Below are 13,989 nucleotides of genomic sequence, written 5' to 3' on the forward strand. Positions count from 1 at the left end.
CTAAAAAGCTAGTACAACGGGTTACAAATCCGCGTGATCGATATAAAAAAAAATCCCATTTCGTAAGAAATGGGATTTTTTGTGACCTCGACTGTAATGCAATTACTGAGCTAATATGTGGAAATTCAGTCTTCATAATTATGTTTTGGGATGAGTGGGAAGTTTAAAATTATTTTTCCTTAAATGCAGTATTTACGCAAATTCATTATTTGCTATTATTTTATATATGGATTTCCCTTTTGTTGTCCATTTGTAGCTAAAATTATTAGAACTAGAAATTATGTCATTTGAAACATAAAATCTTAAAATATCAGCTGTAATTTCTCGTTCATTCCTTAAATCATTATCGGGCCTTCTTCCAAGTATATGATCTTCTATAATTTTAAATGCTTTTTTTAGATTATCATTTTCCGTTATTTGTTTAACTAAGTTCTGTATTTCATCTTTATTAGTTCTATCTCCAATGTCAGGAACATTATAGTTGAGAGCCTTCGAATTTTCTATGATAGCTTTTAGTTGTTCAATTTCTGCATTCTTATCTGCAAGCAAAGTGTCAAAACGTTTTTCACTTGTAAGTAACAATTCTCTTAAATTAATTGAATCTTCAATTGTCAAGAGTTGTTTACTTTCAACGAAGTTTTTTTTGTTAACTCGCCATTTGTTGAAAATTAAATCAAGCCAGTAAGCACCATTTGTTACAAAAGGTAGAAATATTAAAAGTGCACCTGTAGAAAGCAATGGAAAATACACAATAAGCCATGGATCATTGTAGTTGGTAACAATATATTCAATCTTAGTTCCTTTAATATTATCCTCACTAACAAAAATTGTCAGGTAAATAATTTTCCAGTTCCAAATTAGCCAGGATATAATCAATGTACCATAAAACGGACTTGTAAGCCTTTGAGAAAGAATAGATTCTACAGATTTTTTTGTTTCATCAAACATTTATACTTAATTTATCACGGTTACTTTGGATTGTCTCTATTTTCGATTGCATCTAATTTTCCTTGTGGCAATGAAACATATAATTCATCAATTTCTTTTGGTTCTGTAATTGTTTTAGTTGCAATAAAATTTACAAGTTTAAAAAGTGCGTTAGCAACTTCTCTATTATCGTTGAGATTTAATTCACCCGGATGAACAGATTCATTTCCTATAACCCTTACGGTATCTAATGCTTTTTGGACTTGTACCGGTAAACCTTTTGCAACTAAGTTTTTAATATCGTTGTTAATATTATCACCAGACTCACCCAAATGTTTACACAATTTTTGAATAGCTAATCTTAACAATGCGGCTGAACTTCGCGGTGATAAATTAAGAACATTTGCAGCCTCATTATAATCTTCAATTATATCCGGCGGTAAATCTAAATTTGCAGGTTCGACAATTGTATTTAAAGGAAATACTATTTTTTCACCCTCCCAGATAGTGTTACCTGCACAACTTGTGCAATATGAAATCCTAAATTGTTTTATGAAATGCTTGTGTCTTAATCCACTACTAGAAGGCATTGATGCCTCCACATAATTCCATGATTGATTGGCATAAACGTGACAATGTGGACAATTAAACGCTTTCAATTCTATTTCAGGGGCTATATATTGTTCTTTCATAGATTACTTTTATTAACAATTTCCTTTAATCTCTCAATCAACTCACTATCTTCTTCGCCGATGTTTACATTCAAATCATCGTATTCAGAATCACTTTTTAGCTTTACGATCTTTCTTATTCGATTTCTTTTCAATTAATTAAGGTTCTGCGTCAGCCACAGATTTATAAATAATGGGGTCGCGCTGTGTTATTTCACCTCGGACAACTCCTTTTCTAATAGCCGATTTTAAATCTTAATAAAGTAGTAAAACTACAATAATAATTTCAATTCAAAATAGCACTTATCTATGATTAAAACATCCGAACGAAGGAAAATGAAAAAGCCCCAGCTCTCCGAAGTCTTCCTTATGAAAAGCTGCGCAAATGTCTCTGACTTTGCGCATTTTTTTTGCTTCTTAGAAATTTTAGACCTAATGAAAGTCTTCTGACTTCCATTGTTAATTATTATTCCTTAATTATTTTAATTAACGTACTTTTGGTTTAACCAAAATATTATTTATAAAAGTAAAATATGAAAAAAATTATTGTTAGTATGTTTGTTCTAAGTCAATGTTATATTGTACAGGGACAATCGATTGATAAAATTATTACGAACAAGGAAGTAACTCGTATAGAGAAAATACTTTCAGCTGATGATATGCAAGGCAGGAGAACTTTTACTCCCGGTATTGACAAAGCATCGGCCTTTATAGAATCAGAGTTTAAAGCAATTGGTTTGCAAACTTTTAATGCAGCAACGAATTACAAACAAGAATTTTCGTTGACTGCCTCTAAACCCGTTTCTTCAAAAATTACTATTGATGGCAAAGAAATCAATAACAATCAGGTTGCAACATTCTCTTATCTTCCTCAGGTTTCTTTAACGGATAAAAGCGATATTGCTATTGTAAAAATCAATAAAGGAGATAACATTGGCGAGAAATTTAATGAATATTATAAAAGTCCGAAAAATCTTTTGGTACTAGTTGACCCTTCATTTGATAAAGTTTTACCCAATATTCAACACATTGAACGAATAAATGCTACTCCTGGAAACAATACGATTCTGTTTGTTTTTGGCACCACAGCAGCGACTACATTTTCTGTTGAATTAACGAATACAATCTCCAAAAAAACATTGAATAATGTTGTTGGAGTATTACCCGGAAAAACGAAACCAAACGAGTATGTGATTTTTTCAGGGCATTATGATCATTTAGGAGTAGGCTCTCCCGAAGAAGGTGCTCCGCATCCTGCAACAGATTCTATATATAATGGTGCTAATGATGATGCGGCCGGAACAACAGCAGTAATTATGCTGGCGAAATATTTTAAAAAACAAAATAACAACGAGCGTACTATTATTTTTACCGCATTTGTAGCGGAGGAAATAGGGGGTTATGGAGCCAAATATTTTTCTAAACAGCTTGCGCCGGAACAAGTGATTGCGATGTTCAATATTGAAATGATAGGAACAGAATCGAAATGGGGTAAAAACTCGGCTTACATTACAGGCTTCGAAAAGTCGAATATGGGGCAGCTTTTACAAGCTAATTTAACAGGAGCAAGTTTTAAATTTTATGCAGATCCTTATCCGGAACAACAATTATTTTACCGCTCAGACAACGCTACATTAGCCAGGCTTGGAGTTCCTGCTCATACGATATCGACTTCAAAAATGGATAATGAGCTAACGTATCACACCGCCGATGATGAATTTGAAACTTTGGATATTGATAACATGACCCAAATAATAAAAGCAATTGCATTAAGTTCTTCTTCGATTATTAGCGGAAAAGATACGCCAACAAGAGTAGATACTACTCAATTGAAATAGAATAAATAAATTATAAAAAATAGAAAAAGCACTGAAAATGATTGGTTTTCAGTGCTTTTTTATTATTTGTGTGTGCGGATCACTATAAATTAGTATCTAAGAAAATTAGTTGTAAAGTCAGAGACTTTATGAAGTTTCTGTTTTCAATTATATTTGTTTAAAATGGCGCAAAGTCAGTCCCTAATACTTTCGGAATTGCGCATCGTAAAGAAGAACACTTCGGAGAGCAGGGTTAGAGTAAAATTATATTTCCTGATCTTCTATTGAAATGTTACGGTTAACCAGTCAGGATTCGTTGTCCAGAACCAATTATTTCACTAACTTTAAGTCAATTTATCATTTAAACGGATTATTTTCAAACTATCTCTAAATAATTTAAAGTATGAAAACGAACTTACATTCAAAATTTATAGTACTCCTGTTGTTTACTCAATTACTATTTTCATGTAAAGGTAATTTAAGTGCGGGAGTGGGTAGTGACGGAAAAAGTCTTGACTCTACGGTCACTAAATCGGACACGACTACCGTACCCAAAAAGAATTCACAAGAAGTAAAAGAATAGTTATTTAACCTCTGTTTGGTTTCATTTTATAAAATGAAACATCTTTACTATTTTTCAATACTTGGAGGCATTAGCTTGTACATTACAGGAGTTACAATTCTGGACAGAATGGTCGAACTTATCAGTCCGCCGATAAGCACAATAGCCAGCGGTGCAATTAAAGGATTCGAATTCAGCGCAAGCGGAATAAGACCGCAGATTGCCGTTATGGAAGTCAGCACCACGGGTAGAAAGCGTGTTTCTCCGGCAATAGCAATTGCTTCATCAATAGAGTGTCCTTCCTGTCTGAGCTGATTGGTAAAATCGACCAGCAGCAGTGAATTTTTAACCTGAATACCTGATAGACCAATAAAACCAATAATAGCCACCAGAGACATAGGACTTCCGTTAATAAGTAATAACACAACCCCTCCTAAAATTCCCAATGGAATAATGGAAAGTACAATGATAATCCCTTTGAATGTTTTGAATTGCAATAGCAGTACAGCAATGAAAAGGAAGGTGCTCAGAATAATTACCGAAAGAAAATTCCCTCCAAGCGCATCTCCTTCGGATTCTTTTTCACCTGACAATTTATAATAATAGCCTTTTGGCATTTTAAGTTTATCAAGTTTAGGAATGATCTCCGTTAATAAATCATTAGCATAATAACCTTTGTCTGATAACGCTGTAACCTTAGCAAAACGGGATTTATTGAAATGATTAATCGTTGTTGGCGAAGTTTCAAAAGAGATGTCTGCAATTTGATTCAGCGCAATAGGCGTTCCCTGAATATTATTTACATACAAATTTTTTAAAGCATCCAGATTAGAAAATTTATCTCTGGGCAGTGTAAGTGTAACATTTCTGGCATCACCTCTGTCATCAATGTAATCCCCAACCGTTAATCCGGCTACAGCAAGACGTACCACTTTATCTGCCTCACTTGTCATTACGCCTAATGTTCTTGCTTTTTCTTTATTAATTTTTACTTTGACATCTGTTTTGTACGTGTTGAGTTCATTGTTGATATAAACTGTTCCTTTCTGATTGCGTAATATTGTTTCAACTTGAGAAGAAAGCTTACGCAGAATGGCCGGATCTTCTCCAAATAGTCTCACTACAATGTTGGCCTCCAGAGGCGTTCCCTGCTCAAAATCTTTAACTTCGATTTTAGCATAAGGCATTGTCTTGAATTTTTCACGGAGTCTTTCAATCAAAGCTGTTTTTTCGGTAGGTTTTGCCTCATCTTCCAATTGTACAAAAATCTGTGCAAAATCAGGTTTTCTGTCCTGCGGGTGTACGTTATAATAAATCTGCGGATTTCCCTTGCCGACATTGGCCGTATAAAAGACAATTTCTTTATGGTTTTTCAGTTCAGCTTCGATTAGTTTTGTTACCCTGTCACTTTCTGTCAGGTTGGCCTGAAGCGGCATTTTTATATTAATAAGAAACATTGGTTTCTCTGAAGTTGGGAATAATTTGAATCCGGTAGCCTTAAAAAGTCCAAAGGCAGTTAGGCTCAATGCTATGGATATAGCAATTGTTGTTTTTGGGAATTGCAATGCCTTAGGCATAATCCTGCTGTAAGATCGTGTCAGGAATTTTTGCAGGTACTGAAGAAAAACATTCCCCTCGCCATGTTCGTGTGTTTTTAAAAACCGGCTTCCCAGAAACGGAACCAATGTCATCGCCACAATCATTGACGCCAGTACACTTGTAATAATTGCCATAGGAAGACTTCTTATAAATTCACCTGATACATCAGGAAGAAAAGCCAGCGGTAAAAAAGCAATAACAAGAGTGGCTGTACAGCCTACAACAGCAAGGCCTATTTGTTTGGTGCCTTTTAAAACAGCATCCATTTTAGAATGACCTTCACGAAGCCAGCGTTCGATGTTTTCGACGACCACAATACTATCATCCACCAGAAGTCCTAATGCCACCACCAAACCTACAATGCTTAATTGATTTAACGAATAACCGAATGCATTCATGACAATAAGCCCTAAAGCCAATGAGAGTGGGATGGATATCATTACAATCAATGAAGCTCTTGATCCTAATGGCAAAAGCGTAATGATCACCAGAACAATCGCAAGGGTAAAATCAAAGCCCAAATGCCCCAGACGCTGCGATACCATATTGGCCTGGTCAAAGTTTTTAACCAGCTTTATGTTTTGAGGCAGATCTTTAGAGAATTCCTCTACTATTGGTAAAAATTGTTTTTGGACATCGGTTATGTTGACGTTGTCTTTCATACCTACAGTAACTAAAACACAGCGATGTCCGTTGATGCGGGTAATATGATCTACTGTTTCAGATTTGTAGCCGACTTCAGCAACATCCTTCATATAGATTATTTTACCATTTGCATTGTAGATAACCGTATTGGCAACATCATCGGCATTTTTAAATTTACCGCTTGTCTTTACATTAAACACCTTACTGTCAAGATTGATGCTTCCTCCGGGAATATCGGCAGCTTCACTCTGAAGACTTCCCATCACCAGGTTTAATGGAATCTTTAACTGCGCAAGTTTATCCAGCTGCAGGTCAATTCTAATTTCCTGTTCCGGTATTCCTGCATATTTTACGTCTTTAAGATTGGTAATTTTTTCCAGTCTTGTCTTCAATTCATCTGCTGCATCACGCAGTTTTTTATCTGATGCATTTTCTGAAATTAAAGCCACCTGAAGAATTTTTACATCTGATGAAGCAATTTTCTCGGTTTTTATCAGATAAATATCTTTGGGAAGTTCGCTGGCCTGCAGCGCATTCATTTCGGTAGAAATTTCCTGGTACTTATTATCTACATCAACCCCATATTTAAATTTTACCTGAAAGGCAGCTACGCCATCTTCGACAGTAGTTAGGATTTTATCGATGTTCTCCAGCCCGTAAATTTTATTCTCAATAGGTTTTACTACCTGTTCTTCCATATCCTTTGGACTGGTTCCGGGATAAATAACCGTAATCAGATATTGTGGAGGATGAGTAGAAGGATCTTCTGATCGCGGCATTGAAAACAGGGTCAGATACCCTACAACAGACACGAGAAGAAATATGATCAGCGTGAACTGATAGTTTTTAACGGCAAAGTTTGTAATCTTCATGGTGCTTATTATTTAATGATCTTAATCTTTGATTCTTCGTTCAAATAGGCGCTGTTCGAGATCACTATCTGATCTGTTTTTTCAAGGCCGTCTTTGATGTAGACAATTTTGTTTTCAAATTTGTAAATGGTTACAGGCTGTCTTCTCACTTTATTATTTTCAACTAAAAAAACAAAAGCCTTATTACCGTCTGCTTCGATAAGCGCATCATAAGGAATCGTGATCAAATCCTGGGCAGTATCGGCATGTATTTCGGCTTTTCCAAACATGCCCACTGCAGGTTTACTGTTTTTCATGTTCAGTTTTAATTCTACCTGAAAAGATCCCAAAGCAGCATCAGCAGACTGTGATTTTCTAAAAACCACGGCATCAAATTTTTTATCAGGATAACCATCCAGCGTCACGGATGCTTTCTGGCCGATTTTAACCGATGCCCATTCTTTATCTGTCAGTCCAATTTTTAACAGGTAATTATTGTTGTGGGATGTTTCATTTATAGCTAAGATGGGAGAACCTGGCCCTACAACTTCGCCTTCATTGGCTATTTTTTGAGACACGAAGCCATCTGCCGCCGCATATATCTTGGCATAACGGGCATTAAAAGCAACGGCATCTTTTTGTTTTCGGGCAATGTCAAGACCTGTTTTTGTATTTTGAAGCTGCTCTAAAGTATATACGCTGTCTTTATAGAGATTATTGGCGCGCGTATAATCCCTCTCGTATTTTTTTACGTTTAAATCGGTCTGGTTTAAACCCGCACTGATTTCGGTTTCATCTAATGCGGCTAAAAGCTGTCCTTTCTTAAAAAAATGCCCTTCCTCGACATAAATATGCTTTACTAAACCGCCAATTTTAAAGCTGTAATTGGCAGTGTTTTCTGTTGTGACCAAACCAGAAGCGCTTATATTACTTGTAACAGCTAATGATCCGGCCGGTGCTGTTTTAATGGATACAATATCCGCAGTTTCAAATTGGTTATGCTCTTTTTTCTCTTCTTTACAGGCATAAAAAACAGGAAAAGCAAAAAGACATATTACTATTGATTTTTTACTCACAAGCGTAAAATATTTTTTTTTGTGTTCGTGCCCCGCGTCTGAAAGGCGAACGGATGAATTAATCTTTGATTTCATAAGTATTGTTTTTGGATTATTTTAAAGTAAAAGTGGCGTTGGCCCTTTCTAATTCTGCATAGGCAATCCAGGAATTATAAAGAGATATATTAGTATTAAGCTGTGCATTTACCCATTGATTCTGCGCATCCAGAAGTTCAATGTAGATCGCTTGTCCTTCTTTATATAATTTGGTTATGTCCTCATTGTATTTTTTGGCCGCTGCTTTTTGATTTTTATCGGCATTAAATTGTTCCAAAGCAGCTATTAAATTATTTCGGGTAACCTGAAACTGGAGCAGCAGCTGCTGTTTTACATTATCAGTCTGCGAACTTATTTTTTTACTGTCTTCCTGAACTTGTTTGAGCCTGTATTTGTTTTTGTTGCCAGAGAAAATAGTCCATTCTAAAGCGGCACCGGCAAAATAGTATCGTGATTGTTTATTCACTTCGAAATCAAAGTCCTGAAATCCGAAATCGGCAAAACCGCTCAATTTTGGGTACCAATACGATTGGGTAAGCTTACTTATATTTTGATTTATATCTTTTGCCATGGTAAGTTTTGAAAGTTCTTCCCGGTTTGAAGTGTTTTCGGCAACCAATACATTCGGCAGGCTTTCTTTATCCGAATCAATCTCAATTTCGCTGTCAAGCTTTTGATTAATTAAAAAATTAAAATATGTTTTAGCGTTATTACTGACTTGTTTGGCTGTTTCCAGATTTGCTTCAATACGGATCACTTCATTATCACTTCTAAGAACTGCCGTACGGTTTATCTTGTCATTTTTAAATAAGGACTGGTTAACCCTTTGATTTTCTTTTACCAATGCTAAAGCATCTCTGTAAATATTAATTCCTTCAATTGACTGCAGGTATTTGTAGTATGCCGTTTTTATTTCTTTAACCAGCTCCCTTTGATAGATTTCTAGCTCTATTTTCTGTAAAGAAGTCTGCTGGTTTTTGATTCTTTTGTTGTAAATAATTTCATAGTTCAGCAGCGGCATTGTGGTATGAATTTTTGCATCGTAGAAATTATCCGGATTAATTAAAACCGACTGGTTTTGCAGCGCAGGAAAAGCATTCGAATTGGTTATTTGATTAAGTGTGCTGTATACAGGATTAAGCATATCTCCAATTGGGATATCAATTGTTCTTCCGCCATCGGCTTTGGTATAATTTGCATTTAATGAAACAGTAGGGTAGAACAGGGAACGGGCTTCCTGCAGGGCATACATACTTTTATTAATATCAAAATTATGCTGCTTGATTACCTCGTTGCTTTTTAGTCCAGTCTGGATATAAGTATCGAGTTTGCTTTGGGAATATCCTATACATCCAAAACAAAGAATGGTAAATGTAATTGCTTTTTTCATTTTATTGTACATTGTTTTTAAATTGAACATTGTTCATTTTTTTGATAAAAAAAAAGTTTAAAGTTTCTTTATTATTTTTAAATATTCATTGTATCCTTCAGACAGGATGGTATCCGGGTTAGAAAATTTTACACCTTTGGTTCTCTGGCGTATTTCCAGACAGCACATTCCGTGAACTAAACTCCAAATCATAAAAGATAAAGCTTCTAATGAATGTCCTTCAAAATGCCCTTCATTCATGCATTCCTCGACAGTTTTCTTTAGCGCATTAAAAGTGTCAGCACCTTCAGTCCACGCTTCTTTTTCGGTACTTTCAATAAACTCCATTGGCGCTTTAACGATAAACATCAGATCGTACATTTCAGAATTTTCCATCGCAAATTTCAAATAGGTAAATCCCATTTTTCGAAGGCGTTCCATTGGGTCTTTAATGGCGAATAATTCGGTAAAATACCCGCCTAGTTCCTGAAAACCAATAGAGTGGAGGTCATGAAGAATAGCGTTTTTATCTTTAAAATAAACATACACAGTTCCAACGCTGTAGTCAATTTCATCAGCGATGTTTCGAATCGTAGTCTGTTCAATGCCTCTTTCTAAGAAGAGTTTTTTGGCTCCTTTAAGGATCAGCATTTTTAGGGCTTCTTTTTCACGTGCTTTTCTTTCCGCTGTACTCATGGTGCAAATGTATGTATATTTTTTGAACAACGTTCATTTTTTTTAAGATAATTTTTAATTGCTTATAGCTATTAGCAATTCAGCATTATATTTATTTTTTAAGAATTTAAATCTCTTCATTGTCACCGTATTTTTCAAAATGATAAACCCGCCCAATACAGTTAAGTAAAGGGCGGGTGTCCATAAACATAATCTTCCATTTTATGTCTACTAAAAAAATTATCATTGTATGCTGCAATATTTGCCAATTGAGCTTTACAAGCTACAATAACAAATTAGAGATAAGAATTTTTCAATTTATTTGTTTAAAAGCTGCTAAATATAATATTCTGCCTGTTTTACAGGAAGGATTACTGTAAATTCAGCACCGTTATCTTTTTCTCCGCTGGCTGTGATAGAACCATTGTGTCTTTCTGCTATTTTTCGGCACATGGCAAGACCAAGACCGTTTCCTTCGAACTCATCTTTCGAGTGCAGTCTTTCAAAGGCATCAAATATTTTCTCGGCAAAAACCGGATCCAGTCCAATGCCGTTGTCCTTTATTTTTATTTCCAGCATTTCAATGTCTTGTTCATTTTTGATCACAGTGCAAGTGATTATCACTCGCGGCGGCTGATCGGCTTTTGAGAACTTCAGAGCGTTTTGTATAAGGTTATAAAAAAGCTGGTGGATAAGTATTGGCGCACCTTCAATTTCAGGAAGCTCACTTACGATAAGTATAGCTTGTTTTTCATTTATGATGAGCTCCAGATCGGTTTTGATATGTTCAATCATTTGATCAAGATTGATCCTCTTTACAGGCTGCGATCTTTTATCCAAAGTCGAATAGGCAAGAATACCTTCAATGATGGTCTGCATTCTTTGGGCAGAATGGTCTACTTTACTGAGGTAATTTTTTGCATTTTCATTAAAAATAGTTTCCGGTTCATCCTTTAGAAGATTGCTGAAGGTTTTTATTTTACGCACAGGTTCTTTCAGGTCATGACTGACCACATTGGCAAAATGCAATAGATCATCATTAGAACGCTGCAGTTCCTGTGTGTTTTCTGCAACCTGTTTTTTGAGCTCTTCTTCAAATTGCTTTTGCTTTTGTATATCCTGTATTATCCCAATAATAGTGATGGGATTTCCATTTTCGTCTTTGATGATTTTACCATCTATTTTTACCCAGCGAAAAGAGCTGTCATCATTTACAATTCTGACTTCATAGGACATTTTTCCTGTAAGCTGTGCCTGCTGATGCGCTTTTTCTCGTACTGAATAATCCTCAGGATGCAGTTTTGCAATAAGCTGCTCATTGGTAACTTCTCCTTCAATAGACCAGATGGCATTGAAATTTCCGGAAGTTTTTATTTTTTTTGTGGCAAGGTCTATTTCATAAGTTCCCATGCCGGATGAATCAACTGCCATCCTGAGTTTCTCATCTGAGCTTTGAATATCCTGCTTGGCCTGGTGAAGGGCTGTTACCTCCGCGGCTGTATGCATGACCCCGTAGATCTGCCTTTCTGAATTAAAAAGCGGTATAAAGCTATAATTGTAATATCGAAATTGTTGTGACTCGTCAGTAGCCAGATCTACTTTTTTGTCCCTGGCATGAAAAGGAATGCCGCTTTGAAACACCGTTAATGCCTGTTTAAAAATATGCTGTTTTTGAGCTTCCGGCAGCACATCAAGAAATTTTTTCCCAATGATATCATCACCTTTTCCCCAAGTTTTTATCATTGCAGGGCTGGCTAGTGCTATCTGGAGTTCATTTCCTGTATAAACGGCTGTCGGCAGAGGGGTGTTATCCACAATGTCTTTCAAAAGCATTACATTATCGTACATCGTTGGGTTGTTTAGATACTACGAAAGTATCTTTTATTTAATCCTAGTGTATTACGTAAGTATAGAAGAATGTTTCATAATTCCAATATTAATTTTTTAAATGCTCTTTGCCTCTAATCAAAGTTCAACACTCAAACTTGTGTGCATTGCTGCTGCATACCTGGGCAGCAGGAATTGCAGAAGTAAACCGTAGTGCAAGATTGGCAGTTATAATTTTAAAAATAAATAGGACGTTCTTTATCTTAAAATATATTTTGTAAAATTAAATTGTGCACAATTTAATTATCTTGTATCTTTGCAGTATTATTTTGATTTAAATAATTTTAAGAATCAGATGTTTAATTTATAAAATAAGAAACAATGTCGTTAATAGAAGATTTAAACTGGAGACATGCCGTAAAAGCATATGACTCAACAAAAAAAGTATCAGAAGAAGATTTAAATAAAATTTTAGAAGCCGCAAGACTGGCTCCGACTTCATCTGGTCTGCAGCCTTTTCGCGTGATTGTGATAGAAAATCAGCAATTGAAGGAGAGCATGGTAAAAGGTGCTTTAAATCCGGAAGTTATGAGAGATTGTTCTCATGTACTGGTTTTTGCAGCATGGGACAGTTACTCTGATGAGAAAATCGATAAAGTTTATGATCATCACACTGATGTAAGAGAATTACCAAGAGGCCGTTTCAGCAGTTACACCGATCAAATCAAAAAGATCTATGGAGCTCAAACCCCTGAACAGCATTTTGCGCACACAGCAAGACAGAGTTATATTGCCTTAGGTCTGGCAATGGCTCAGGCAGCTGAACTCAAGATCGATTCTACTCCGGCTGAAGGTTTCAGTAATGAAGTAGTAGATGAGATTTTGGAGCTAAAGAAATTAGGTTTGAAAAGTGTTACGCTTTTATATTTAGGTTACAGAGATACCGAAAATGACTGGCTTTCTCATATGAAGAAAGTTAGAATTCCAATGGAGGAATTTATCATCAGAAAATAGTTTTTTACTCTAGTTTTTTATTCTAGTTTTTTTTCTTAAGATTATGGAAAATCACCACTCGCTTCAATTGGAAAACCAGCTTTGTTTTCCTCTTTACGCTATTGCAAAGGAAATTATCGGTTTGTACCGGCCGTTTCTCGATGCGATTGATATTACCTACCCGCAGTATCTTGTAATGATGGTGCTTTGGGAGAATGACGGCTTGACGGTAAATCAGATCGGCGCAAAACTGTATCTCGACAGTGGAACCTTAACACCGCTTTTGAAAAGACTTGAAGCTAAGGGGTTTATAATTAGGAAAAGAAAAAAAGAAGACGAAAGAGTGGTTGAAGTTTTTTTAGCGGATAAGGGAAGAAATTTACAGCAGAAAGCATGTGAAATTCCGGCAAAAATGCAGGAAAAGCTAAACCTGACGATAGAAGATCTGGTCGAGCTCAAGGAAACTGTTCAGAAAATTTTAAATAAAATTCAAAAATAAATGAAAACATTATATACAACCAGCGTTACGGCAAAAGGCGGAAGAAACGGACAGGTAAAAAGTGAAAACGGAATTTTGGACCTTGAGGTAAGAATGCCTAAAGCTTTAGGCGGCACCAGTGATGAGTTTACCAATCCTGAAATGCTTTTCGCAGCAGGATATGCAGCATGCTTTGACAGTGCACTGAATTTGATTATTAGTAAATCTAAAATTGAAACCGGTGAAACATCTGTTACTGCACAAGTGAGTATCGGGCAAAATCAAGACGGTGGTTTTGGTCTTGCTGCAGAACTGGAGGTGAATATTCCGGGAGTCTCTATTGAACAGGCACAGGAATTAACAGAAAAAGCGCATCAGATCTGCCCTTATTCAAATGCAACAAGATCTAATATGGAAGTTAAGCTTACGGTGAAAAATAACTAAGATTAATTTCTTTAAATGA

12 protein-coding genes are annotated in these 13,989 nt (G+C 35.7%); 5 read left to right on the plus strand and 7 right to left on the minus strand.

From position 1 onward, the window contains the following. Positions 1–192 precede the first annotated feature (192 nt). Both B0M43_RS16620 and B0M43_RS16625 read right to left on the minus strand, forming a co-directional pair. Positions 193–948, minus strand: a complete 756-nt coding sequence (locus B0M43_RS16620; RefSeq protein ID WP_078007239.1) for a hypothetical protein — start codon at positions 946–948, stop codon at positions 193–195. A gap of 20 nt (positions 949–968) precedes the next feature. Beyond that, the gene (locus B0M43_RS16625; protein WP_078007238.1) at positions 969–1,619 is read right to left on the minus strand and encodes a DUF4145 domain-containing protein; all 651 of its coding nucleotides are present in this window, start codon (positions 1,617–1,619) and stop codon (positions 969–971) included. Positions 1,620–2,131: 512 nt separating this feature from the next. On the opposite strand from B0M43_RS16625, the gene B0M43_RS16630 reads away from it, so the two are divergent. Together B0M43_RS16630 and B0M43_RS16635 are read left to right on the plus strand one after the other, a co-directional pair. Further along, positions 2,132–3,436, plus strand: a complete 1,305-nt coding sequence (locus tag B0M43_RS16630; protein ID WP_078007237.1) for a M20/M25/M40 family metallo-hydrolase — start codon at positions 2,132–2,134, stop codon at positions 3,434–3,436. Between the two features lie 382 nt (positions 3,437–3,818). Further along, entirely contained in the window at positions 3,819–3,998 is a 180-nt protein-coding gene (locus B0M43_RS16635) for a hypothetical protein (protein ID WP_078007236.1), read from the plus strand. Positions 3,999–4,045: 47 nt separating this feature from the next. Here the strand turns inward: B0M43_RS16635 and B0M43_RS16640 are convergent, their stop codons facing one another. The 5 genes from B0M43_RS16640 to B0M43_RS16660 form a co-directional block, all read right to left on the minus strand. Next, positions 4,046–7,093, minus strand: a complete 3,048-nt coding sequence (locus tag B0M43_RS16640) for an efflux RND transporter permease subunit (protein ID WP_078007235.1) — start codon at positions 7,091–7,093, stop codon at positions 4,046–4,048. 8 nt (positions 7,094–7,101) lie between these two features. Further along, entirely contained in the window at positions 7,102–8,223 is a 1,122-nt protein-coding gene (locus B0M43_RS16645; protein WP_078007234.1) for an efflux RND transporter periplasmic adaptor subunit, read from the minus strand. A gap of 16 nt (positions 8,224–8,239) precedes the next feature. Continuing rightward, entirely contained in the window at positions 8,240–9,604 is a 1,365-nt protein-coding gene (locus tag B0M43_RS16650) for a TolC family protein (RefSeq protein ID WP_246860141.1), read from the minus strand. 27 nt (positions 9,605–9,631) lie between these two features. Then, on the minus strand, positions 9,632–10,249 hold the full coding sequence (locus tag B0M43_RS16655) for a TetR/AcrR family transcriptional regulator (RefSeq protein WP_065449968.1): 618 nt from the start codon (positions 10,247–10,249) through the stop codon (positions 9,632–9,634). A 315-nt stretch (positions 10,250–10,564) separates the two neighbouring features. Beyond that, on the minus strand, positions 10,565–12,076 hold the full coding sequence (locus B0M43_RS16660; RefSeq protein ID WP_078007232.1) for an ATP-binding protein: 1,512 nt from the start codon (positions 12,074–12,076) through the stop codon (positions 10,565–10,567). 360 nt (positions 12,077–12,436) lie between these two features. Here B0M43_RS16660 and B0M43_RS16665 point away from each other — a divergent pair, with 360 nt between their 5' ends. The 3 genes from B0M43_RS16665 to B0M43_RS16675 are packed head-to-tail and all read left to right on the plus strand — an operon-like array spanning position 12,437 to position 13,970. Then, the gene (locus B0M43_RS16665) at positions 12,437–13,069 is read left to right on the plus strand and encodes an NAD(P)H-dependent oxidoreductase (protein WP_078007231.1); all 633 of its coding nucleotides are present in this window, start codon (positions 12,437–12,439) and stop codon (positions 13,067–13,069) included. A gap of 43 nt (positions 13,070–13,112) precedes the next feature. After that, positions 13,113–13,547 carry a MarR family winged helix-turn-helix transcriptional regulator gene (locus B0M43_RS16670; RefSeq protein ID WP_078007230.1) on the plus strand — a complete coding sequence of 145 codons (435 nt, stop codon included), beginning with the start codon at positions 13,113–13,115 and terminating at the stop codon, positions 13,545–13,547. Continuing rightward, the gene (locus B0M43_RS16675) at positions 13,548–13,970 is read left to right on the plus strand and encodes an organic hydroperoxide resistance protein (RefSeq protein WP_078007229.1); all 423 of its coding nucleotides are present in this window, start codon (positions 13,548–13,550) and stop codon (positions 13,968–13,970) included. Positions 13,971–13,989 lie beyond the last annotated feature (19 nt).

It is taken from the genome of Flavobacterium sp. KBS0721 (assembly GCF_002007065.3).
Classification (GTDB): domain Bacteria; phylum Bacteroidota; class Bacteroidia; order Flavobacteriales; family Flavobacteriaceae; genus Flavobacterium; species Flavobacterium piscis.

Excerpts from the sequence above, each read along its gene's own strand:
- B0M43_RS16620 (WP_078007239.1), bottom strand. The coding sequence starts at position 948 with ATGTTTGATGAAACAAAAAAATCTGTAGAATCTATTCTTTCTCAAAGG.
- B0M43_RS16625 (WP_078007238.1), bottom strand. The coding sequence starts at position 1,619 with ATGAAAGAACAATATATAGCCCCTGAAATAGAATTGAAAGCGTTTAAT.
- B0M43_RS16630 (WP_078007237.1), top strand. The coding sequence starts at position 2,132 with ATGAAAAAAATTATTGTTAGTATGTTTGTTCTAAGTCAATGTTATATT.
- B0M43_RS16635 (WP_078007236.1), top strand. The coding sequence starts at position 3,819 with ATGAAAACGAACTTACATTCAAAATTTATAGTACTCCTGTTGTTTACT.
- B0M43_RS16640 (WP_078007235.1), bottom strand. The coding sequence starts at position 7,093 with ATGAAGATTACAAACTTTGCCGTTAAAAACTATCAGTTCACGCTGATC.
- B0M43_RS16645 (WP_078007234.1), bottom strand. The coding sequence starts at position 8,223 with ATGAAATCAAAGATTAATTCATCCGTTCGCCTTTCAGACGCGGGGCAC.
- B0M43_RS16650 (WP_246860141.1), bottom strand. The coding sequence starts at position 9,604 with ATGTTCAATTTAAAAACAATGTACAATAAAATGAAAAAAGCAATTACA.
- B0M43_RS16655 (WP_065449968.1), bottom strand. The coding sequence starts at position 10,249 with ATGAGTACAGCGGAAAGAAAAGCACGTGAAAAAGAAGCCCTAAAAATG.
- B0M43_RS16660 (WP_078007232.1), bottom strand. The coding sequence starts at position 12,076 with ATGTACGATAATGTAATGCTTTTGAAAGACATTGTGGATAACACCCCT.
- B0M43_RS16665 (WP_078007231.1), top strand. The coding sequence starts at position 12,437 with ATGTCGTTAATAGAAGATTTAAACTGGAGACATGCCGTAAAAGCATAT.
- B0M43_RS16670 (WP_078007230.1), top strand. The coding sequence starts at position 13,113 with ATGGAAAATCACCACTCGCTTCAATTGGAAAACCAGCTTTGTTTTCCT.
- B0M43_RS16675 (WP_078007229.1), top strand. The coding sequence starts at position 13,548 with ATGAAAACATTATATACAACCAGCGTTACGGCAAAAGGCGGAAGAAAC.